Origin of the sequence: Brevibacillus dissolubilis, from assembly GCF_006170445.1 — a bacterium.
GTDB lineage: Bacteria > Bacillota > Bacilli > Brevibacillales > Brevibacillaceae > Brevibacillus_B > Brevibacillus_B dissolubilis.
The window spans coordinates 861236-883799 of record NZ_VCNA01000001.1 but is presented as its reverse complement, the minus strand read 5'-3'; the positions used below and the strand labels follow the sequence as shown (position 1 = coordinate 883799).

19 protein-coding genes are annotated in these 22564 nt (G+C 50.4%); 14 read left to right on the top strand and 5 right to left on the bottom strand.

Going from position 1 to position 22564, the window contains the following annotated elements; all coding sequences use genetic code 11:
* Positions 1-116: 116 nt before the first annotated feature.
* The 3 genes from FGI41_RS02535 (at position 117) to FGI41_RS02520 (ending at position 2753) form a co-directional block, all read left to right on the top strand.
* Complete coding sequence (locus FGI41_RS02535) at positions 117-911, top strand: S8 family serine peptidase (RefSeq protein ID WP_176560086.1); 795 nt, start codon at positions 117-119, stop codon at positions 909-911.
* 61 nt (positions 912-972) lie between these two features.
* A complete protein-coding gene (locus tag FGI41_RS02530) occupies positions 973-2136 on the top strand; it encodes an RHS repeat-associated core domain-containing protein (RefSeq protein WP_139488293.1) in 1164 nt (387 codons plus the stop codon).
* 170 nt (positions 2137-2306) lie between these two features.
* Positions 2307-2753, top strand: coding sequence for an SUKH-3 domain-containing protein (locus FGI41_RS02520; protein ID WP_176560085.1), 447 nt, complete (start codon positions 2307-2309; stop codon positions 2751-2753).
* Between the two features lie 96 nt (positions 2754-2849).
* On the opposite strand, the gene FGI41_RS02515 is transcribed toward FGI41_RS02520, so the two are convergent.
* Both FGI41_RS02515 and FGI41_RS02510 read right to left on the bottom strand, forming a co-directional pair.
* On the bottom strand, positions 2850-5312 hold the full coding sequence (locus FGI41_RS02515) for a heavy metal translocating P-type ATPase (RefSeq protein ID WP_139488289.1): 2463 nt from the start codon (positions 5310-5312) through the stop codon (positions 2850-2852).
* Entirely contained in the window at positions 5305-5661 is a 357-nt protein-coding gene (locus FGI41_RS02510) for an ArsR/SmtB family transcription factor (RefSeq protein WP_139488288.1), read from the bottom strand. The genes FGI41_RS02515 and FGI41_RS02510 overlap by 8 nt, the downstream gene beginning before the upstream one ends.
* A 231-nt stretch (positions 5662-5892) precedes the next feature.
* On the opposite strand from FGI41_RS02510, the gene FGI41_RS02505 reads away from it, so the two are divergent.
* From FGI41_RS02505 to FGI41_RS02465, 9 genes are all read left to right on the top strand, one after another.
* Complete coding sequence (locus FGI41_RS02505; RefSeq protein WP_139488287.1) at positions 5893-6855, top strand: DMT family transporter; 963 nt, start codon at positions 5893-5895, stop codon at positions 6853-6855.
* 145 nt (positions 6856-7000) lie between these two features.
* The gene (locus FGI41_RS02500; protein ID WP_139488286.1) at positions 7001-8395 is read left to right on the top strand and encodes a hypothetical protein; all 1395 of its coding nucleotides are present in this window, start codon (positions 7001-7003) and stop codon (positions 8393-8395) included.
* Positions 8396-8671: 276 nt separating this feature from the next.
* A complete protein-coding gene (locus FGI41_RS02495; protein ID WP_139488285.1) occupies positions 8672-9094 on the top strand; it encodes a VOC family protein in 423 nt (140 codons plus the stop codon).
* Positions 9095-9257: 163 nt separating this feature from the next.
* Positions 9258-10946, top strand: a complete 1689-nt coding sequence (locus FGI41_RS02490) for a M3 family oligoendopeptidase (RefSeq protein WP_139488284.1) — start codon at positions 9258-9260, stop codon at positions 10944-10946.
* A gap of 621 nt (positions 10947-11567) precedes the next feature.
* Positions 11568-11840, top strand: coding sequence for a hypothetical protein (locus FGI41_RS02485; RefSeq protein WP_139488283.1), 273 nt, complete (start codon positions 11568-11570; stop codon positions 11838-11840).
* 136 nt (positions 11841-11976) lie between these two features.
* Entirely contained in the window at positions 11977-13041 is a 1065-nt protein-coding gene (locus FGI41_RS02480; RefSeq protein WP_139488282.1) for a hypothetical protein, read from the top strand.
* Positions 13042-13295: 254 nt separating this feature from the next.
* Complete coding sequence (gene kapB, locus FGI41_RS02475) at positions 13296-13688, top strand: kinase-associated lipoprotein KapB (protein ID WP_139488281.1); 393 nt, start codon at positions 13296-13298, stop codon at positions 13686-13688.
* Positions 13689-13822: 134 nt separating this feature from the next.
* Positions 13823-16192 (top strand): putative bifunctional diguanylate cyclase/phosphodiesterase, encoded by a 2370-nt coding sequence (locus FGI41_RS02470; RefSeq protein WP_139488280.1) that lies wholly within the window; start codon positions 13823-13825, stop codon positions 16190-16192.
* Between the two features lie 132 nt (positions 16193-16324).
* Positions 16325-17317 carry a spore coat protein gene (locus FGI41_RS02465; RefSeq protein WP_139488279.1) on the top strand — a complete coding sequence of 331 codons (993 nt, stop codon included), beginning with the start codon at positions 16325-16327 and terminating at the stop codon, positions 17315-17317.
* Positions 17318-17579: 262 nt separating this feature from the next.
* Here FGI41_RS02465 and FGI41_RS02460 read toward each other — a convergent pair whose 3' ends face one another.
* A complete protein-coding gene (locus tag FGI41_RS02460; RefSeq protein ID WP_139488278.1) occupies positions 17580-18173 on the bottom strand; it encodes a YdeI/OmpD-associated family protein in 594 nt (197 codons plus the stop codon).
* 472 nt (positions 18174-18645) lie between these two features.
* On the opposite strand from FGI41_RS02460, the gene FGI41_RS02455 reads away from it, so the two are divergent.
* Positions 18646-19269, top strand: a complete 624-nt coding sequence (locus tag FGI41_RS02455) for an SAM-dependent methyltransferase (protein WP_139488277.1) — start codon at positions 18646-18648, stop codon at positions 19267-19269.
* A 106-nt stretch (positions 19270-19375) separates the two neighbouring features.
* Positions 19376-20473, top strand: coding sequence for a PRK06851 family protein (locus FGI41_RS02450; RefSeq protein WP_139488276.1), 1098 nt, complete (start codon positions 19376-19378; stop codon positions 20471-20473).
* A 99-nt stretch (positions 20474-20572) separates the two neighbouring features.
* On the opposite strand, the gene FGI41_RS02445 is transcribed toward FGI41_RS02450, so the two are convergent.
* Complete coding sequence (locus tag FGI41_RS02445; protein ID WP_139488275.1) at positions 20573-21475, bottom strand: EamA family transporter; 903 nt, start codon at positions 21473-21475, stop codon at positions 20573-20575.
* A 115-nt stretch (positions 21476-21590) separates the two neighbouring features.
* Positions 21591-22517 carry an EamA family transporter gene (locus tag FGI41_RS02440; protein ID WP_139488274.1) on the bottom strand — a complete coding sequence of 309 codons (927 nt, stop codon included), beginning with the start codon at positions 22515-22517 and terminating at the stop codon, positions 21591-21593.
* Positions 22518-22564: the final 47 nt, after the last annotated feature.

Below are 22564 nucleotides of genomic sequence, written 5' to 3'. Positions count from 1 at the left end.
TAAAAGAAAATATTAATATTATGAAAAATATGATTGAAAAACAAGTCTATTCAGCTATACTAAATCTGGTAAAAATATCCTATTACATATATAGGGAAAGGTGTGAAGTGGTACAAATGTACAGGAAATGCTTCGCGTTATTTTCTGTCTTTCTGCTGGTCTACCAGTTATTCTTTTGGTCGATACCAAAGCCAGTCCATGCAGAAGAATTGGAAAAGCGGTATTTAATCGGCTTGAAGGATGGATCAACTTCCATTCCGAAAGCGATTCAGAACAAAGCAGGCCAACGAATGCTCAATGAAGTTGTACCTGCAAATGATCTGGAGGTGGAGTCAGAGCAGATTGCTCCCTCGATACTCGTCGCCGAACTGAGTGCGGCCGAAGTGCAGCAAATCCAGAGCGATCCCAATGTCGAGTACATCGAGGAAGATCCTCTGATCTCCATAGCTGAAAACAGCGCTCCTGACATGGTCGCGAATTCGACGGGAGCAGAGCCATCGAGTCAGGTCGTCCCGTGGGGCATACGCGATATCGGGGTCGAAACAGCGCTCGGTCAACAGCTGACAGGACAAGGCGTCCGGATTGCTGTACTGGATACAGGGATTTCGGCGCACCCCGATCTGCAGATTGCAGGCGGAATTTCTACGGTAGAGGGGATCACCAGCTATCAGGATGACAATGGTCACGGTACCGCTGTCGCCGGTGTGATCGCCGCCCAGAACAATCAGATCGGCATCGTAGGTGTTTCCTCAGGTGCAAGCCTCTATGCCGTAAAAGTATTGGATCAAAGAGGACAGGGGCGTTATTCCTATGTGATCCAAGGGATTGAATGGGCGATCCAAAATCATATCCACCTCATCTCACTCAGCTTGGGTGGAAGTGTAGACAGGACAGCTTTGGGAAGAAAATGAATACGACGGCTTTGGGAATATCCAGTCCGTTCGCCGCAATAACGTCGTGGAATCTACCTTTGTGTACGACCAAGTTGACCGTATCAAAGAAGAAATCTCGAATGCCGGATCGGTTAAATCGTATTACTACGACCTACGCGGAAGTCGGAAATTAGCCGGTGGCTTGCCAACACTGGCACAAGCAACAGGAACGTTTACCTACGATGTCAACAATCGTTTGAAATCATTTAGTGAGACAGGTCAAAGTGCCACGTACACCTACTACCCAGATGGTATGCGTGCCAGTAAAAAAACATCCGGAACCATCACAGATGAAACTCACTATGTCTACGTAAATGGTCAGCTTATCGAAGAACTAGATGGAAGCTCCAGAGTAAGAGCGCGAAACCTTTGGGGTGGTACGGATCTAATCTGGCGTAAGGATTATACTTCAGACAAATCAGGTTACTATTACTACAACACACATGGCGATGTGATCACTATCAAAGATTTCGCAGGGACGGTCCTCAATTCGTATAAATACGATATCTGGGGGAACGTAGAGGAATCGAAGGAAACCATGTCGAACCCATTCCTGTACGCTGGAGAGACATATGATAAGGAAACTGGTTTCTATTATCTTCGTGCGAGATACTATGATCCTGCTGTAGGTAGATTAATTACAGAGGATTCGGTTAAGGGACAGGTAGATAACCCTTTAACGTTGAATCGATATACCTATACGCATAACAATCCCTTGAGGTATGTTGATCCGACAGGGAATGTGATCGATACCATCGCAGATATCGGTTTTGTAGCGTATGACACATATCAATTGGTTTCTAACCCATCCTGGGAAAATGCAGGGTATCTGGCTTTGGATGTAGCTGCTACCATTGTACCTTTTGCGACTGGGGCTGGAGCTGCTGCCAGAGGTGCAACTGCTGCTACAAAAGGTGCAACGACTGTCACGAAAAAGGCCGCAGCTGAAACAGCAGAAACCTTGGCAAAGAAGCGGGCGAATGAATTAAAAACGCTGCCAAGGAAAAACAGCCGACAGCTACTTCCGTCGCAGTTGACCGAAAAACGGCTAAAGCTTATCATGCAGATAGTGGCGAGCTACCAGACAAGATCCATCCTAAGATGCAAAAACGAATGCCTAATCCAAGTAAAGAGAAATGGAGAGTATCAAACTGTGCCGAATTTAATGCTTGCAACAAAGCATTGCTGGATGGTGCGAAAATGAAAAATCTCCAAGTCTATACGGTAAGGGTTAGAACAGGACAACCATATCCACGTTGTAATAATTGCAAGATCACCACCAGAGGAGCTAAGGTGTCGAGTGATAAGTGGAATAAGATCAGGGATATGTAATGACTTATTTTGATTCTGATTATGACGAAGGAGATTAGCCGAATGGTTATATCTGAGAAAACACAGCTTCTACTAAGGAAAGCAGGATGGCAACCTGACCGAAAGATTGATATAACAGACTACATCAGTGTGCTTGAAAACGAAGGGTACACGTTGTTTCCTGCTGCCATTGAATTTTTGACAGAGTTTGGCGGCCTGAAAGTGACACATCCTCATCACATGGTAAAAAAATCAGATGATTTTTTTCAGACCAATGCAAGTGTGGCAGCAGAAGATATTTGGCGCGAAAGAGTCGAGACCTACGAAGAAAGAATAGGTGAGTCTTTAGTCGTGATTGGACAGGCATACAAAACCCATATGACCATGATGATAAGTCCGACTGGCCGGGTATTTGCAGCTTATGACGATTTACTAATACTACTAGGTAACTCTCCTGCTGAAGCCTTAGAGATTTTATGTGAGGGAAAAGAGACGAAAGAAATCGATTAGAGTTAAGTGAAGAAACAAGTATAAAAAGATCAGCCAGGAAATCTCTGGCTGATCTTTTTGGTGAATTCCATGATTTGTTAGTATCTTTACATCCTCTTACCTCATCCGCAACAACCTCATACTATTCAACACCACAATCAACGACGCCCCCGTATCGCTGATCACCGCCATCCACAATTGCAACCAACCGGGGAACAGCAGTGCAAAAGCGAGCAGCTTGATCAGAATCGAAAACCAGATATTTTGCTTGATCACTTGGAGCGCCATACGGCTGAGGCGGATCGTATGCGGCAGCTTTTCCAGCGAATCGGCCATCAGCACGATATCAGCGGTCTCCATCGCGGTATCCGTACCCGCACCACCCATGGCTACACCCACATCTGCGGTGGCGAGAGCCGGAGCGTCGTTGATCCCGTCCCCGACCATCGCGACGGTGAGGCCGGATTTTTTGACCTGCTCGATGGCGTTGCTCTTATCCTCAGGCAAAAGCTCAGCATAGACGTCATCGACACCTGTCAGCTTCGCCACTTTTTGTGCGGTGCCTTGGTTGTCGCCAGTGAGCATGACGACCCGCTGGATGCCGACTTCGCGCAGGGAGCGAACCGCCTGCACGCTCGTCTCGCGGATGGTGTCAGCGACTGCGATCAGACCCAGCAGCTTTTGCCCGGAACCGATGAGGACGAGCGTGTTGCCTTCCTGTTGCAGCGTGTTCAGCTGCTCTTCTAACTGGGAGGAAAAAGTCAGCCCCATCTCGCGGAACAGCTTAGGATTGCCCGCGTAGTAGGTAGTTGCGTCGATGATGGCTTGTGCGCCTTTGCCGACGATGGCTTGGTGTGCTTCGCTTGGACGCGTGTTGATCTGCCGTTCGGTCGTATATCGGACAATCGCTTGTGCGATCGGATGTGTCGAAGGCTCTTCAATCGTACGGGCGATAGCGAGCAGGTGTTGCTCATCGGCTCCATCCAGCGTGATGACACGGGAGACGGTCGGTTTGCCCTCGGTCAGTGTACCTGTTTTGTCAAAAGCGATGGCTTGCAGATGGCCGGCTTTCTCCAGCGAGGTGCCGCCTTTGATCAGAATCCCGTTGCGGGCGGCATTGCCAATCGCTGAGACGATGGCGACAGGCGTCGAGATGACGAGGGCGCAGGGGCAGGCGATGACGAGCAGCTCCAGCCCTTTGTAGAACCACTCACCCCATGTGCCCCATTGGAGAAGCGGGGGAACGACCATGAACAGTACGGCAAGGATAAAGACGACAGGCGTATACACATGGGCAAAACGGTCGACGAAGGCTTGTGTCGGAGCTTTTTTCTCTTGGGCTTCTTCGACGAGGTGGATGATCCGGGCGAGAGTGGTGTCCTCGACCAGCTTGGTGACGTTTACCTCAAGCGCACCGTGTTCATTGATGCTGCCCGCGTATACCTCGTCACCGACCGTTTTATCCACGGGCAGAGATTCGCCTGTGATCGGGGCTTGATTGACAAGCGTCGTACCGCTGACAATCCGACCGTCCAGTGGGATGCGCTCGCCTGGCTTGACGACGATGATCTGTCCAATGCCAATGTCATCTACAGAGGTGCGGATTAGCTCCGAACCGCGCTTCACCCAGGCTTCGGGTGGGGCGACATTCATCAGGCTGCGGATCGATTCACGGGTGCGCTCGACTGATTTGGCCTGCAACAGGTTCCCCAGCATGAACAGCCAGACGACCGTAGCGCCCTCCAGCCATTCTCCGATCAAGGCGGCCCCGATGGCAGCGACGGTCATCAGCACGTTCATATCGAGTGAACCGCTTTTGATCGCGTAGTACGCGCTTTTGGCGGGCTTCGATCCGGCGATGATCATGGAGACGGCGTACAGTCCGATTACCAGCAGGGGCGGCGTGTTCGTCCATGAGCCGATGACGCCGAGCAGGATCAGGACACCGGCGAGGATTGGCATGGAATAGGTGGCTTTGGCTGATGCTCCTTTTTCAAGCGGGTCATCCGTTCGGGACAGGCGGCGGGTGGCGAGGGATGCTTGGTACCCAGCTTTGTTGATCTCGCTAATGATGATCTCCGGTGTGGCATCGTGGACGATCTGGAGCTTGCCGGTGGCAAAGTGGACGTGTGCCTCTTTGACATAGGGCAGCTTGCTCATGTGCTTCTCGATGGTCATGGCGCAGGAGGTGCAATCCATGCCTGCGACGTTGTAGGTCTGGGCGTTGGCGGAGAGGGTAGGAGCGGGTTCAGGCTGCGCTGGTTTGTTGGAAGAGGCGCAGCTGTCCTCTCCAGAGCAGCAGGAGTCGGCGACTTGCTTTGGCGAGTCTGAGCAACAGGATTCAGCGACTTGCTTTGGCGAGTCCGAGCAACAGGAGTCGGCGGTTTGCTTTGCCGATTCCGAGCAACAGGAGTCAGCGGTTTGCTTTGCCGAGTCCGAGCAACAGGAGTCAGCGGCTTGCTTTGGCGAGTCCGAGCAGCAGGAGTCGGCGGTTTGCTTTGGCGTGCCCGAACAGCAAGCGTCCGCTTTTTCCTCATCACTACCCGAACAGCACGAATCTACTTGTCTCTCATCACTCATCCCCACGCCCCCCTCGCTTCGCCGTCTCCAACCCATTATTCGGACAACACTCCACTTCTTCCCGCACCATGACAAACACCTCATCCATCTTCACGAGAAAATCACGAATCAGCTCATTACGCAGCTGATAATACGTGAATTTCCCCTCCTGACGGCTGGTCACAATCCCGCATTCCTTCAGGCAGGCGAGATGCTGGGAAATATTCGACTGATTGCCCGCAAGCTCCGTCACGATCTGCGACACCGTCTTTTCCTGATCTTGTATCGAGAGAAGAATCTGCAGCCGGGTCTTATCGGCAAATCCTTTGATAAATGCAATCTTCGTATCGAGCAACGTACTTTGTGTCATCCTACACCTCCATCGCGAATCCACACGATTACGTATTAGTCTTAACTAATTCATGAGTACATATTACTCGTGACTGATTTGTTTTGTCAAAAAGTAAAACACATTCATGATTTACATACAGTCGGTTCTCATGTAGGATGATACCATTATGGATTCATATTTCGGATGTTCCTTATTACAGAGATTACAGAAAGTACAGAGATTCGGAAGAGTTGGAGAGGAAGAAACAACATGAGCGCTGAAAAATTTTTCACGCATCCCGCTGGCGTCTTGTTGGCCGCGTGTGGTGCGACCTTTTTATGGGGAAGCTCGTTCCCGTTTATCAAAAGCAGCTATCAGGAGCTTGAGATCGGCAAGCAAGAGCTGTTCGAGCAGATGCTGTTCGCCGGGTACCGCTTTGTGCTGGCGGGCATCCTGATCTTGCTGATCTGCCTGTTTATCGGCAAAAGCATCCGCTATCAGCAGGGAACACTGCCGAGGCTGGCGAAGGTCGGGCTGTTCCAGACGTTTTTGCAATATATCTTTTTCTATATCGGGATGAGCTACAGCACCGGAATTCAAGGCTCGATCATCGCGGGGACCACCTCGTTCTTTCAGATTTTGCTGGCGCACTTCATGTTTAGCCAGGATACGATCAACCTGCGAAAAGTGATCGGGATGATCGTCGGCTTCCTCGGCGTGATCGTCGTCAACCTGCCAAAAGGCTCGCTGCAGCTGACGCTCGGAATCGCGGACGTGCTGTTGCTCATCGCGATGTTCTGCGGTGGCTTGGGCAATATATTAGCGAAAAAGGAATCGGCGCATATGGATATTCTCTATATGACTGCGTACCAGATGCTGCTCGGTGGCATCGGCTTGGTTGCAGTAGGCGCGTCCAAGGTCGGGCTGTTTCCGTTCGAATTCAGTATCAAAGCATGGCTGATGCTGTTGTACCTCGCGTTTGTGTCTGCGGGAGGCTTCGTCCTGTGGAACAACGTGATGAAATACAACAAAGTCGGCGGTGTCTCCATGTACATGTTCCTGATTCCGGTGTTTGGCGTGCTGCTCTCGGCGCTGATTCTCGGGGAGGCGGTGCATCTGTCTGTGTTGCTGGCTGTCGTGCTGGTAGCGGCGGGGATCATTATCGTCAACCGGGAAGGCAAGGCGAAGCCGGGGAGCGGTGGAAGGACAGAGGATGAAGTGAAGACGGCTTGATTTGCCGTCCATAAATCGAAACCATCAAAGTAAAACCGTCATCTTGACACAATCAGGATGGCGGTTTTTTGCATACCTTGCGCTTTTTACCATCCCTCACCAGTCCGCGTCAATAGGCATATGGTACAGAAAAGGAGGGATAGGCATGGGTGTAGAGCTTACCTTGATTCACTTGGTCTACGTAGCGTTTATTCTCATTATCATTGGCATGATGGTCGCCCGCCGCGATACGAGTCTGGTATCGATTGTCGGGGTGGCCGCGCTGGGATTGGTGGCGAGTGGATCGGTCACGGCGGCGGTCGGCGGGATTTTTGGCAGCTTTATTTTTGCGATCACGGAGCTGTTGCCGACGATTCTGGTCATCTGTATCATTGTGGCGATGAGCCAGATTCTCACCGATACAGGCATTAACGAAACGATGATCCGCCCAATGACCGCGCTGGTGCGCAATCCGACGCTGGCTTACTGGGTGATTGGGGTCGTCATGATGACCATCTCTTGGTTCTTCTGGCCGTCTCCGGCTGTCGCGCTGATCGGGGCGGTCATGCTGCCGGTCGCAGTGCGTGTCGGTTTGCCTGCGCTGGGGGTGGCGATGGCGATGAACCTGTTCGGCCACGGGATCGCGCTCTCCGGCGACTTCGTGATCCAAGGTGCGCCGACGCTTACCGCCAAAGCCGCCGGAATTCCCGTCGAGCAGGTCGTGCAGGCAAGCGTGCCGCTGGTGATCGTAATGGGCGTCGTGACGACAATCACCGCCTTTATTCTCCTGCGCCGCGATATGAAAAAGGGGACACTCACCGTCGGAGCACAAGACATGGCCACAGCGAGAAACCTGTTGGAATCCACCAAAACACTGCCCGCCAAAAGCCGCTGCTTCTTCGCTATGCTAGTGCCGATCCTGTTCGCGCTCGATGTACTGGCGATGTTTGTTTTTGACCTCAAAGGCGGCGATGCTACCGCACTCGTCGGCGGGACGGCATTGTGTATCATGCTGCTGGTCACGATGGCAGCCCATAAGGATGAGGGCTTTGAGAAGACAACCGAACTCTTGATCAAAGGATTTCAATTCGGCTTCAAAGTGTTCGGCCCGGTCATCCCGATTGCCGCTTTTTTCTACATGGGGGACAGCGGATTTGTCAAAGTCTTCGGGGAACTCCTCCCGCCAGGCTCACACGGCATTGTGAATGACTTAGGAGTCGGACTCGCACACACGATCCCGCTGAGCAAAGAGGTGGGGGCCATCACGCTGACTACAGTGGGGGTCATCACTGGGCTGGACGGCTCCGGCTTCTCCGGCATCACACTGGCAGGCTCCATCGCCCAGCTGTTCGCACAGGCCATCGGCTCAGGCATCGCCACTCTGACCGCTTTGGGACAGATTGCCGCGATCTGGGTAGGGGGAGGGACGCTTGTTCCGTGGGCGCTGATCCCGGCAGCAGCCATCTGTGGAGTCAACCCGTTCGAGCTGGCGCGGCGCAATCTCGTACCCGTCGCAGTCGGTCTGGCGGTCACGACAGTGGTAGCGATTTTTCTTATCTAGTGTGATGGTTGCCCGTGATAAAAAAAATTTTGCTTCTATAAATATAGATCACAAATAAAACCCAGATTGCCAATATTCAAACCAGATCCGAAAAAAGATGATCCTGAAAAAAATGATCATCCAGCAAAAAACGGCCGGCTTCTTCCGTGATCCATCCACGATCACGCGGGGAAGTCGATTTTTTTACAAGATTTTGCAAATAAATACTTGTTAGCATACTTTTTATACTTTAAAATATAATTAATATAAAAATCATCTAAATCAGGAGGTATTTCCATGACCAATCCATGGTCTAACCAAATGCCCGTCGTCCAATTCCGCGTCGCTCGTCCAACCGACAAGCTTGACGAGATCATCCGCTTTTATGGAGAGGGGCTCGGTCTTACCCGAATCGGCGGGTTTGAGAACCACGACGGCTATGACGGTGTGATGTTCGGACTTCCCGGCGTGGATTATCATCTGGAGTTCACCCGCCATGTATCTGGCAGCCCATGCCCGGCACCGACCGAGGATAATCTGCTGGTTTTCTATCTACCAGACAGAACCGCCCGGGATGCTGTCGCCAACCGCCTGCATGAGATGGGATATCCCGCCGTCGAACCGGAGAATCCATACTGGAAGGGAAGTGGCATCACCATTGCAGATCCGGACGGCTGGCGGATCGTTTTACAGAACACCTCAGGGATGCGCATCGGGTAAGAAATCTGAAAAATATGTAAAAAGTCCCAGATAATCAACATCCTGTCGAAATTCCCTTGTCGATTTTGCCCTATATATAGGGCTTTTTTCTTTGACTGCAAGCTTCGTAACTATGTTAAAATGGTTTCAATCCAACCTTACCTTTTGCAAAGGAGTTTATCACATGGCCAATTTCTACATAGAAACATTCTCACTAGCCGACCCGCAAGAACTGGAGCAACGTCTGCAGAAGCTCGTCAAGCAAGAGCTCACATCCGCACAGGATCTGGAGCAATGGCTGCGTGAGAAAAACGAACTGTTCAACCACGTACAGGAAATCCTCAATGGGCACTATGCCGATTTTCAATGCCGTACCGATGATGAGACGGCCCAGCGTAATTTTGAACACGATCAGGAAGTGATTCTGCCGCTGCTCACCAAGTATGAGGCTGAGTTGAACGAAAAATTCGAAAAAAGCCCGTACCTGTCCGAGCTTGATCCTGCCGAATACGGTCTTCTGATCCGCAAAACGAAGAATGCTCTGGAGCTGTTCCGCGAAGAGAACATCCCGCTTAGCATCGAAGAGTCCCGCTTAGTGACCGAATATTTTAACATCACAGGCAACATCAATGTGGAGTGGGAAGGCGAAGAGAAGACGCTGGAGCAGATCTATCCATATCTGAAAGACTCCGACCGCACCGTCCGCGAAAAAGCTTGGCGCACCATCCAAGGTGAATACAGCAAGCGTGCCGACCAGCTGGAAGAGATCATGGATCAACTGATCCGCATCCGCCACCAGAAGGCACAGAACGCAGGTCTTGCCAACTACCGTGATTATATGTTCAAAGAATATGAGCGTTTTGATTATACCCCTGAAGATTGCTTCAAGCTTGGGGAAGCTGTGAAAAAGCAAGTGGTCCCATTCAAGGTAGAGCTGGAAAAAGCCCATCAAGCCGAGCTGGGAGTAGACAAACTGCGCCCATGGGACACGGACGCTGTACCGGCAGGCAAAAAACCGCTGAAGCCTTTCAGCGAAGCAGACGAGCTGATCGCTGGCACCACCCGTATTTTCGACCAAATGGACCCGGATTTCACCCGCTTGCTCCGTACCATGGACGAGCGCGGCATGCTCGACCTCTCCAGCCGTAAAGGCAAAGCACCAGGCGGCTTCTGCATTCCATTGCCGGTATCTGAGCTTTCCTTCATCTTCATGAACTCCGTAGGAACCCAGCGTGACGTACAGACCCTCGTCCATGAAATGGGCCACTGCATCCACAACGACCTGAAAAAGACGCTCGCCATCGACGATTACAAAGACGTCCCGATGGAATCCGCTGAGCTTGCGAGTATGTCCATGGAGTACTTCACCATGGAGGGCTGGTCTGAATTCTACAACGAAGCCGACCTCGCCCGCGCCAAAAAAGAGCAGCTGGAATCTTTCATCTACCTCGCTCCGCGCATGATCCTCATCGACGCCTTCCAGCACTGGATGTATGAGAATCCGAACCACACCCGCGAAGAGCGCACAGCTAAGTACCAACAGCTCTTCAAGGAGTACCTGGCTCCATACATCGACTGGTCCGGCGAAGAAGACAAGATCGTCAACAGCTGGTACCGCGTCCTGCACATCTTTGAGGTGCCGTTCTACTATATCGAATACCTCATCGCCAACATCGGCGCGCTTCAGATGTACAAGCAGTACAAAGAAAACCCAGAGCAAGCCCTCGCCAACTACAAAAAAGCCCTGACCCTCGGTGCATCTAAATCCCTGCCGGAAGTCTACGCGGCTGCAGGTATTACGTTTGATTTTTCTGAGGAGATGCTTACAGATTTGGTAGCGTTTACGAAAAAGGAATTGGAATTGATTGGGTAGTGGGGATTAGGCATAGGTGAAAGGACTTAGGTAATAAGGTCTGGGTAGTAAGACTTAGGTTTCATTAACCAGTAAAAGATGTCGAATCGTAACCAATTTTGGGATTCGATATAAAATATCTTTTGTGGTAATCTTAATGTCTTTGATCTTGAGTAGTTCTGTCTTTTCCTTTCCCCTTCATTTATATTTTGTTGTTGTTTTTTCTTGTCGTAGTCGCATAGGGGTCGGAGGGTTTCGGCGGTACGCCTTTTAGACAGCTTCCCAGCCTCGGCTAGGTCTCCTTGGGGGACGCTTTTGGGAGCAATAGTCTCACTTCTTGAATCACCCAGATGCCCCCTCTCATCGGGGGGTTGAAACATTTTGCTCCCACTCCCAAAGAGACCTAGCCGAGGCGGACAGTCTGATGCTTCCAAGTAGCTGTCTAACCGGCGTCCCGCCGAAACCCTCCGACCCCCCGCGCCTACGACCCGAAAAACACATCAATAAAAGTTTTCTCACTCTTCGCCAATACTCGACATATATATGTCTAAAAATGTTGAAAATAAACTGAATATTCCTCTTGTTTATTTGAGAGCGAACCACTATGCTAGTAGTAACAGGTTTTACAGGAGGACAAAATATATGGAATTGACAAAAATGTTCATTGAGGTAAAGGAGGATGCACAGATGACTACAGAGCGCCGTGAGATGGTGGAAGAACTGCAATATGAGAAGAAACGCTACGAAGATCTGATCGAAAACAGCCGCAAGTTGCTTACGGATGTGCAAAAGACAGAACCGGGCAATGTGGAGCTGCATGTTGCGATTGAATCAGAGATTCAGATGCTTTATCGTCTCCTTTCTTACATCGAATTTAAACTAGGCTTATTGGACCTGCGTGAATATGCATCTTAACAGGCGGGAAGCCACTTAAACCAGCGTCTTTTTCCATCAGATGGAGAAAGGCGTTTTCTTATGTCTGCGGGCAAAAACGGACATACTCTAGACGGCATGACTGAGTGCCAATCTGATGCACAAAGGGGATGTTTGGATGCGCCAGCAAGGTAATAACCAACAGCTTGACCCGCGTGAACTGGGCAATTATCATATTTCCACCGCAGAGCATATGTATCAAGCCCAAGGCAATACACGTCCGATCAGCTCTACCCAGCGCGGCTACAATCCGACACAGACACCACAGCAATCATATGCTCAAGAGCCGGTCAGCTCCATCCTGCGTGATGGGGTGCCAGACATCGAGGCACGCCAGAGCAGCACCGAGCAGTATCCTGTCGCTTCTGTTCAGTTCCAGCATGCTCACTATCCGATCAATCCGGAGGGGAGCAGTCAGGGGCAGGGCAGCCGTGCTCAGAGTACGCAGTTGACCCAAAGCCAAGCCACTTATGAGACCAACCAATACTACCCGTCCCATGCCAGCACCCCGCAAGGACAGGGCATGCTGCTAGGGCATAACACCTATAACGACCGCAACACCACCAACCAATACAACGCTCGGACACAGTCATCCACCTACATGCGTGAATACAATGTAGGGGTCAACCGCCAAGACCAAGCGCAAAGCCAGCAGGCGCAACGCTACCAGCCATCTTCACAATACCAGCAGAGCCGGGAGATGCAGCCCTCCCATCGCTATCAGCCATCTGCTGAGTACCAATCTACTCTGACCAACCAGCAACATCCGCAGCAGCCACAGACCTTCCAGACCCAGACCAATCATACCAGCCAGCAATATGTTGGTGTACACGGGGCCTATGCACAGAACGTACAGGGTACCGAGAGCGCGCAGAACACTCCACCTGCGGGTCAATCCTATGTGACAGCGACTACACCTTACACCACACCGACTCGGGAAGCAGGGCACCAGCAGGCAGGCGGACGCTCCCACTACGCGATGAACACCCAACAGGTGTCGTTTACCCATGTACCGCGTGATTTTTCTGCTGAGACAGTGAACAATGTCCATCCGGCCTACCGCTCTTCTGGTCAGTCAGCTGAGCAGAATGCAGCGTACCAGGGATTTGCTCCTCATGATCAGCCCCATCATACAGAAGCAACCCGTGTAACCCCTTATCAAAACAACCGTTCCTTCCTATAGATTTACAATTTTCGAGAAAAAAATATATTCCCAGTCGATTTATTGTCGATTGGGATATTTTTTTCTTCGGGAAAACAGGGTAGAATAAGGTTAGGCATTCATAACAAGGAGGCGCATTTCATCCCTTATGTCAGAAAACAATAACAAAGAAAACAAAATTATCATTGGCATTTTTATCGGATCACTTGTGCTTGCGTTAGTGTCCGTTGCTCTATTTATGTACTCATAATGATGATGGAAAGGAAGGATTCCCTATGACTGACCGCGCACTGCAGGTAGGAGATATCGTCAGGATCATTCACCGGACCGGTGTCTATGCAGGTGAGATTATTGCTGCTGCACCAGAGCGATACACCTTCAAAACCCTTGCCGTACTCAAGCACCCGACACAAGGCGATTTACATAGCCCGTTTCAGACGGATGTGACATTGTTTCATGAACGCAAGGCACTGGCCTATCAGGAAAAGGTGAATGTTCCACCAGGCAATATCAGTCTGTACACGCAAGAACTGCCGGATTACCGTACATCATTGGCTCAGACCCTAGAAAACCAAATTCAAGAACTTCAGGCACGCGGTGATGAATGGGCGAAGCGTTCCATTGCCGCTTTAGAAGAATTAAAAAAAGACTACGGACTCGTACAGTAAGAAGAAAATGCCTGATTCGCTACAAGAATCGGCATTTTTTGCATGTCTAGCAAATGGGTATCGGTACAATCATGCCCGCATCCCCGCTCATATCTTGAACGACGGACATTACGAGGATACGGAGGAAACCGCTTATGGATGTGTTACGATGGCGTAAATATGCAGGCTGGTATATAAGCGTCTACATTGGTTGTTATTATGCATGGCTATTCTTGTTTCGTGAGAGCAGTAACTCCACCATACAGCTTGCCTCCGAGTTTTTTCCGGTGGCGGGCCCGATTGTGACGGTCCTGCTCCTGTATCTCGCTTTCCGTCGAGTTGAGGAAGAGGGGAGGTACTTTTGGCTGTTTGCCGCCATTGGCGCAACTGGATACTGCATCGGGGAGACCATTACTTCTTATTACCAGTACGTGTGGAATCAAGATCCCCCATTCCCAGGTGTCGCGGATATCTTTTATCTGTTTAATGCGCTAGGGCTCCTCCTCGCTATTTTGTTTAAAATGTATGAAAATAAGAATCATTTTAAAAGTTTACGTCTGTTCTTCGATGTCATGGTGACCATGATCGTGGTCACGACACTTAGCTGGCAATTTGTCATTCAGCCGATTATCCAGCAGACAGAAGTTCCTCTGCTTACCATCATCGTATCGGCAGCGTACCCTGTCGCTGACCTTGTCTTTATCTTTATTATGATGGTTCTCTATTTTTCCAAAAACGTACTGCCGCCACGCTTGCTCAGTTGTATCAGTACGGGTCTGTTCCTTATCATCGTTGCGGATGTGAACTTCATGATCGCCTCCGCCAATGAGTCTGAGTATACGATCTGGCTGGAACCGCTGTGGACGCTCGGGATGATGTTTTTGGGGCTGGCCACGCTCTATGATGAATTTGACACACTCAAACCGATGAACCGTCGCCAGCAGGTGCAGGTAGCCAGTCTGGATATGTTCCGGCTGTCTGTGCCGTATATCAGTATGACCGTTCTGTTGATTATCATGGTGATGCGTCATCAACAGCTGGATACGATCATCATCGGTGCGACTCTCTCCATCGTGCTGGTCGTCGCCCGGCAGATCATCACGATCATGGAAAACAACAACCTGCTACAGCGTCTGCATACCTTTACCGAACGGTTGGAATTGCTGGTCAAGCAACGGACAGAAGAGCTATCGGTCAAAAATGAAGAGCTGGCTGTGGCGCTTGGCAAGATGGAGAACATGGCGTTCTACGATTCGCTGAGTGGCTTGCCGAACCGCCGTTATTTCGAGGACCGGCTGAAGGTGGCGCTTGATCAGGCCCATGAGCGGGAGCAGATGGTAGCGATCCTGTTCCTTGACATCGACCGTTTCAAATTCATCAATGACACGCTGGGGCATATGTTGGGGGACTATCTCTTGGTCGCCGTCGGTCAACGGATTAAGGGATGCATGCGTGATTCTGACATCGTGGCCCGGCAAGGCGGGGATGAGTTCACCCTGATGATGGAGGGGATTCACAGTCAGGAGGAGGTCATCACGGTCACCAGACGCATCCAGCAGGCGCTCTCCGAACCGTTCATGATCGAGGAGCATGACTTGCGGATCACGTGCAGTATCGGGATTGCGATGTACCCAGGCGACGGTGAGGACCCTGAGACCCTGATGAAGAACGCAGACACCGCGATGTACCGCGTCAAGGACGAAGGCAAAAACGGATTCGAGTTCTACACAGATGATATGAATCAGGCACTCTCCCGCAAAATGGTGCTGGAGCGCGAGTTGCACAAAGCGATCGAGCGCGACGAATTCCTGATCTATTACCAGCCGCAGATTGATATCCAATCCGACCGGATCATCGGTGTCGAAGCGCTCATCCGCTGGCGTCATCCTACCCTGGGGCTGATCCCGCCGGGTGAATTTATCAGTCTGGCAGAGGAAACCGGCTTAATCATCCCGATCGGGGAATGGATCTTGCGTACGGGTTGCCGCCAGCTGAAACAATGGCAAGATTCCGGATTGCCGCACATCCGCCTCGGGGTGAATATCTCCCCACGCCAATTTTATCAGGGCAATCTGGTGGAGTTAGTCGCCGATGTGCTGGAAGAGGTCGGACTCGAACCGAAATACCTCGACCTGGAGATCACAGAAAACATCGCGATGCAAAATGTGGATATCGTCATCGACCTGCTGCAGGAGCTCAAAAACCTCGGTGTCACCATCTCGATGGACGACTTCGGTACAGGTTACTCCTCACTCTACTATCTCAAGCGTTTCCCCATCGATACTCTCAAAATCGCCCAGCAGTTCGTCCGTGATATCACCACCGATCAGAACGACCGGGCCATTGTGTCCGCGATCATTGCGATGGCTTACAAGCTTAATCTCAATGTCATCGCCGAAGGGGTGGAGGAGTCGAGCCAGCTGGAGTTCTTAAAAAGTCAAAAATGCCAGGAAGTACAGGGCTATTTCTTCAGCAGACCGGTTCCGGTTCATGAGCTGGAGGATATTTTGCTCCAGCTTCAATAAGATATAAGCCAAAAGAGGGAGGAAAGAAATTTCTTCCTTCTTTTTTTTATATTTTTGGTTAGGTTGGTAATACTGTTGGATGGCGATATATGAATCGCAAAATACAACGGATTATGTAGGAGGAGACCATCCATGGCAGCAAATTATGGTGCACACGAAATCCTTGATATGCATGAGGTTCTCGAAGCGACAATCAATGACATCAACACCATGCAGCTCTACCGTCCGCATGTAAAAGACCAGCAACTCGCAAGCATCATGGACAAGCAGATGCAATTCTCCGTCCAAGGCTACAACCTGCTGGTAAACACCCTGAACCACACTGGCAACCAACAAGCTATTCCATACCGTGCACCAAAAATGACAAGCCCAACCTATGGCCTGCGTCAACCAGCTCCTGTATCTCCAAACATGTCTGTCAACGAAATCGATGACCGCGACATCTCCAGCGCGCTTCTGCAGCTCCACAAGGTAAGTGCAGTAGAAAAAATGCGTGCCGCTCAAGAAGCAGCAGATCCACACATCCGCGGCACACTCCAACAAGCTTCTGTCAATTGCAGTGAACAAGCATATGAAGTATGGCAATATATGAACCAACGCGGCTACTACCAAGTGCCAACCATGAAAGATGTGACTACTTCCACCATGATGGGGATATACCAGCCAACTGCTGGTGGCGCACAAATGACCATGGGTACGATGAACACAGCAGGCTTGGGTACTTCTGGCATGGGAATGGGTCAGGCTAATAGCTACCAAACGGCTATTTCTACTGCTAACTATGGCGCTGGCAACTATGGTACTCAAGCAGGTTCTCCATCTCTTGCCTCCAGCGTGCAATCCCCTGTGATGAATCAAGTGGGCCAAGGTACAGTAGGCGGCGTTCCTTCTACTACCATCAATGGTCAAACCTATGATGTACGCCACACGGCAAGCAACGGCATCGTTTCCCCGGCAGCACTCGTGTTCCGTGGCAACATCTCTTCTGATGCGATGGCTTCCCTCAATCAATATGACAACCAATACAATCCAAGCACACAATACTCCGCACAGAATCAAGCTGTCACCAGCCACACGGTTGATAACCAAACCAGTGGCACACGTTACAACCGCAGCTTGACTTAATCGGATGGATTGGGACCACGTCTTTCGGGGCGTGGTTTTTTATTTGTCGTGGGGGAGGGGATAGGTGAAAGCTAGTTCGGGGGAGATTAATGATTGAGGAGATCTGGCTTTTGTTTTTTTGTTTATGACTAAGCATCCTTGAGGGGCTATCTATATTTTTAGGCTGTTTTCGTAAAGATTGTTGCTGAATGAATGCTACCTACACGAAAAAACGGGAGCCTACGTTTTACACATAAGCCCCCGTTCGTTCAAGGAGAATATCCTAATCCTTTAATCCCTTTCCATTGAGAATTTGCTGCAAATATTTTTCAACCCTTGACTCACGGGTTTTGGATTGTTTCGGTTCAGAAAAATAAAGAATATATGCCCTTTGCCGTCCCGGCGTCAATGCCTCAAAAGCAGTTTGTAAGGCAGGGATTTCATCGAATTTACTTTGAAGTTCTTCAGGGATGATGAATTCCGAATTGCTTTTAAAATGTACTTCCAAACCGGCTTTTTCAACTTCAATCGCTTCATGAATATAGGCTTTCAGGATGGGTTCCATCTCGACTATTTCTTGAACATGGGTGAACCGAATCTGGCGTGCCGCTTGTACATTCTTCGTTTGTTGGATTAGAATCCCATGGGCATCCTGCAACAAGGCACCTTTGTGAAACAGAAGCGCGCAATATTCTTTAAATCCATGGATTAAAACGATGTTTTTTTGGTCAAACGTGTAACAAGGATGCATCCACTTAAATTCTTCGGTCACCTCACAGTCAAGAACGATATTTCTTAACTTTTCATATTCTTCCTTCCACTGTGTAGCTTTACTTAAAAATTCATCGACCTTCGGATTCATTCTATGATTTGTCATCAAGGAACACCCCTCATTAATTCTTCGATCAGTTGACTGTCGAGCAGATCTGGCGTGGAAAGTTACAGAGAGCATATGTCGCAATTCTGCCCGATACTTGCTCGTTGGCCAAGGTGTATCGGTAATTATACAGTATGATCCAAAAAGTAACAATAATGGGACATCACGAGCTTACACTCGGAAATATTGCTTCTCTCCCTCCACCAAAGGAGTAATTTCCTATATAATAAAACGAAAAAGACTCAGGAGTTGAACCCATCCCTATGAAGCTGCTCGTCATTCTCTTTTTCGCCATCCTACTCTTCGGCGGAATGACCTATTATATAAAGAAATGGAAATAAGGGAGTCGCTGACTCATAAGAAACCCTCACCTGCTCCGTAAAAAAGGCTGAGGTTTTTTTATTTTGCCTCTTGAGCTTCACGCTGCGTCAAGCCTTATGCTTAGCGTATCAAATCAATGAGGTGAATGGACATGGACAAAGAACAACTGCAAGCAATCTACCTGCAAGAAGGCTACTACTGGGGAACAGAGCCGACCAACCTGGCGAAGCGCCTGATGGAATATCTCTTAGCGGCTGAACCAGTGGGTCGTACACTTGTGGAGCTGGGGGCGGGAGAGGGGCGTGACAGCGTATTTTTTGCCAAGCAAGGCTTGCGTGTCACCGCGATGGATATTGCACCAGCCGGGCTTGCCAAAGTACAGCGTCTCGCCGGGGAGCGGGGAGTGGAGGTCACGACCATCGAAGCAGATATCAACGACTTCACCCTGAATCAAGCAGTCGATGCAGTCTACTCGATCGGCACGCTCCAATACATCCATCCGGACAACCGTGCACGCCAATTCCGCAACTGGCAGGAGATGACCGCACCGGGGGGCTATCATCTGATGTTTGCCTTTACCCAGCATTCTGATGTCGAGATGGCACCTGACTGGGGGCGGAATGAATACTTGTTCGAACGCGGCGAGCTGGAGCGTTATTATCAAAAGGCTGGCTTTGAGATTCCATACCTGCTGGAGTATATCTTCGACTGCAACTCCAGCAATATCCCGCACCGCCACTTTGCTACCGTGATCGTCGCACGCAAAAAGAACTAGCCTGCCAAACTTCCTGACTTTTTCAGGAAGTTTTTTTCATTGGGCAAACACCCATACGGCACCGCCCACATAACATATCGTATCAACTGGAAAGAGGAGTGTTACGATGACAGGAAATGTGAAAAATCTGTATGCATGTGGGAATACAGCTCGTGGGTCTTTTAGCTTTTATGAGTCAGTATTAGAAGGACTGGATCGCCTGTTCATTCTAAAAGGAGGACCTGGGACCGGTAAGTCCACCGTGATCAAAAAAATCGGTGACGAGATGGCAGAGCGCGGGCATGACATCCTCTTCATCCATTGTCCGTCGCAAAATGGTGCGGTAGACGGACTGATCATCGAAAACTTAAAAACTGCGATCGTGGACGGCACGGCGCAAGGCTTCACCGAGCCCAAATCCCAGGTGGAAAAAATCTATCTCAATCTGAGCGGGGCAGTAGATACTTACAAATTGGAAGCGTATCAACAGGAGATCAGTCAGCTCAATGAGCAGATCGCCACGCTCTACCAGCAAGCGACCGACTCCTTCCATGATGCCCTTCTCGTCCACGATGAATGGGAAAAAATCTATATCTCCAACATGGATTTCAATAAAGCCAACGAAGTGACCGAAGAAGTGATCGATCTGTTCTTCGCCACCAACACACTGAAAAAGCAAAGCAAAATCCGTCATTCCTACTTCGGTGCGGCCACGCCAAACGGTGCGGTCGACTACATCCAAAACCTGACCGAAGACATCCAAAAACGCTATTTTGTCAAAGGACGCCCTGGCTCCGGCAAATCGACCATGCTCAAGCGCCTCGTAAGTGCGGCTGATCAGCGCGGCTTTGACGTACAGGTGTACCACTGCGGATTTGACCCGAACAGTCTGGATATGGTGCTGCTGCCTGAATTGAGCGTGGCGATTTTTGACAGCACGGCTCCGCACGAGTATTTCCCAGACCGTCCAACCGATGAGATCCTCGACATGTACGAACGCACGATCACCGCTGGCACCGACGAACAGTACGAACAGGAACTGAAAGAAATCAAAGGCCGCTACTCCGCAAAGATGAAGGAAGCCACCGCATACCTCAAGCAGGTCGAAGAAACACACGCTGAGCTGATCAAGTCCTATATCTCGGCGGTTGACTTCAGTGAAGTGGAAAAAGTCAAAGACGAGATTCAAGCCCAGCTGAACAAAATCGCTCAGACCACCCGCTGACACGCTGATTGTGTAAGCCCGCTGATCAGTCGACACGATACCTTTTGGTCATGGATGTAACGCCTACTCCCACCCCCTTTGATGAAAAAAGGACTGATCCTATGCGGGATCAGTCCTCTTTTGTCTGTTTTTTCGTTGTTGGTTGAGTTGGGGAATCACGATGCCGACCAGAATCACGATGACCCCGATCCATTGCAGCAGCGAGACATGCTCATGCAGGACAAAGCTGGAGAGCAGCACCGCAGTCGGCAGCTCTGCCGCTCCTAAGATCGTCGCCAAGTCCCCGCCGATGCGCGGAACCCCGATGGTGAAGAACAGGGTAGGGATGATCGCCCCAAAGAACGCGAGCAAAAAGCCCCATTGGAACAAGGTGCCGTCAAACAGTGTCCCATTGGTCAGGAAGGTCGGGGGAAACACGATAAAGGTGATCAGCATCGACCCCGTCGTCATGATCGCCCCGCGTAACAGGGGATGGACCTCTACAGCCACTTTTTCACTGAACAGGATGAACAGCGCATAGGTCACCGCTGACAACAATCCCAGTCCAATCCCGGTAAATGTGAATTCCCACGTATCACCGCCGCCACCATCCAAGAGACCGCCAGCGAGGAATGTCCCCGCAAACAGCAGGACAAGCGCCAACAGCTTATCCCGGCTCGGCCATTGCCGCTTATGCACCGCGTCAAGCAGTACCCCAATCCAGGTAAATTGGAAAAGTAAAACGATCCCAATCGAAGCAGGAATCGATTGCAGAGCCGCATAGTAAAAGATTCCGGTCAACCCCATGTTCGTACCGACAGCGGCAAGTAACAGCCATTGCTTAAAGCTGGCTTTTTGACGAGCCAACAGCAAGACCAAGATCCAAGCCATCACCGCACCCAAAAACATCTGGCTGCCGGACACCTCGTTGACAATATAACCATCCTCGTAGGCGAACTTGACGAAAGTGGAGAGCACCCCGTAACTGCACGCCCCAAGGAAGACCAGCAAAATATAACGCATAACGATAATCGCCTCCTCAACAAAGAGTATAGCTTGGAGGAGGTTTTGTCTATAATTCGAACGTTTCACCGAATTTTTAGTATTGTAGAATTATTTATAAAAAAATGACCGATCTTTAGGTAAGATCAGTCGTTTTCACAGATTGAGACGGTTGAGTCGCTGGTGTCGTAGTGCGCCGGAACCGGTCCGCCACTTGCGGAATGACGATGCCGACGAGGATCACCACGACCCCGATCCATTGCAGTGGAGTTACTTGTTCATGCAGGACCAGGCTGGACAGCAATACCGCTGTCGGCAGTTCTGCCGCACCCAAGATCGTCGCCAAATCCCCGCCGATGCGAGGCACTCCAATCGCAAAAAACAGAGTCGGGACCACGATCCCAAAAATCGCGAGCAAAATGCCCCATTGTGTCAATGTACCTTCCAGCAGCTTGCCATTAAAGATAAACTCCGGCGGAAACACCACCGATGAGACCAGCATCGAGCCAGTCGAGATAATCGCCCCGCGAATCCACGGGTTCAGCTCCACCGCCGCTGTCTCATTAAACAGAATAAACAGCGCATACGTAAAAGCTGAAGCCAGCCCCAGCAGAACACCGACCAGCGAAAACTCCCACGCTCCACCGCCGTCAAGCACGCCGCCCGCCATCACCGTACCAGCCAGCAGCAGAAGGAGTGCCAACTGCTTATCCTTACTGGGCCACTGCCGCTTCCGCCCCGCATCAATCAAGACGCCGATCCATGTAAACTGGAACATCAGCACAATCCCGATGGAAGCCGGAACGAATTGCAGGGACGCATAATACAGAACCCCAGTCGAACCCAGCGAGACGCCTACCCCAAGCATCACCAGCCATTGCCGAAGCGACGCCCGTTGCCGGGAGAACAGCAGGACCAGAATCCATGCGGTAATCATCCCATAAAACATCTGGCTCCCGGTCACTTCATTGACGATATAGCCATCCTCGTAAGCGAATTTGACAAAAGTAGAAAGCACCCCGTAGCTGCATGCCCCGAGGAATACAAAAATCATATAACGCATGGTAATAATCCCCTCCTAACCCAAGAGTAAGGCTAAAAGGGGATTTT

Excerpts from the sequence above, each read along its gene's own strand:
- FGI41_RS02505 (WP_139488287.1), top strand. The coding sequence starts at position 5,893 with ATGAGCGCTGAAAAATTTTTCACGCATCCCGCTGGCGTCTTGTTGGCC.
- FGI41_RS02470 (WP_139488280.1), top strand. The coding sequence starts at position 13,823 with ATGGATGTGTTACGATGGCGTAAATATGCAGGCTGGTATATAAGCGTC.
- FGI41_RS02455 (WP_139488277.1), top strand. The coding sequence starts at position 18,646 with ATGGACAAAGAACAACTGCAAGCAATCTACCTGCAAGAAGGCTACTAC.
- FGI41_RS02485 (WP_139488283.1), top strand. The coding sequence starts at position 11,568 with ATGGAATTGACAAAAATGTTCATTGAGGTAAAGGAGGATGCACAGATG.
- FGI41_RS02445 (WP_139488275.1), bottom strand. The coding sequence starts at position 21,475 with ATGCGTTATATTTTGCTGGTCTTCCTTGGGGCGTGCAGTTACGGGGTG.
- FGI41_RS02520 (WP_176560085.1), top strand. The coding sequence starts at position 2,307 with ATGGTTATATCTGAGAAAACACAGCTTCTACTAAGGAAAGCAGGATGG.
- FGI41_RS02510 (WP_139488288.1), bottom strand. The coding sequence starts at position 5,661 with ATGACACAAAGTACGTTGCTCGATACGAAGATTGCATTTATCAAAGGA.
- FGI41_RS02450 (WP_139488276.1), top strand. The coding sequence starts at position 19,376 with ATGACAGGAAATGTGAAAAATCTGTATGCATGTGGGAATACAGCTCGT.
- FGI41_RS02480 (WP_139488282.1), top strand. The coding sequence starts at position 11,977 with ATGCGCCAGCAAGGTAATAACCAACAGCTTGACCCGCGTGAACTGGGC.
- FGI41_RS02490 (WP_139488284.1), top strand. The coding sequence starts at position 9,258 with ATGGCCAATTTCTACATAGAAACATTCTCACTAGCCGACCCGCAAGAA.
- FGI41_RS02535 (WP_176560086.1), top strand. The coding sequence starts at position 117 with ATGTACAGGAAATGCTTCGCGTTATTTTCTGTCTTTCTGCTGGTCTAC.
- FGI41_RS02515 (WP_139488289.1), bottom strand. The coding sequence starts at position 5,312 with ATGAGTGATGAGAGACAAGTAGATTCGTGCTGTTCGGGTAGTGATGAG.
- kapB (WP_139488281.1), top strand. The coding sequence starts at position 13,296 with ATGACTGACCGCGCACTGCAGGTAGGAGATATCGTCAGGATCATTCAC.
- FGI41_RS02495 (WP_139488285.1), top strand. The coding sequence starts at position 8,672 with ATGACCAATCCATGGTCTAACCAAATGCCCGTCGTCCAATTCCGCGTC.
- FGI41_RS02500 (WP_139488286.1), top strand. The coding sequence starts at position 7,001 with ATGGGTGTAGAGCTTACCTTGATTCACTTGGTCTACGTAGCGTTTATT.
- FGI41_RS02440 (WP_139488274.1), bottom strand. The coding sequence starts at position 22,517 with ATGCGTTATATGATTTTTGTATTCCTCGGGGCATGCAGCTACGGGGTG.
- FGI41_RS02460 (WP_139488278.1), bottom strand. The coding sequence starts at position 18,173 with ATGACAAATCATAGAATGAATCCGAAGGTCGATGAATTTTTAAGTAAA.
- FGI41_RS02465 (WP_139488279.1), top strand. The coding sequence starts at position 16,325 with ATGGCAGCAAATTATGGTGCACACGAAATCCTTGATATGCATGAGGTT.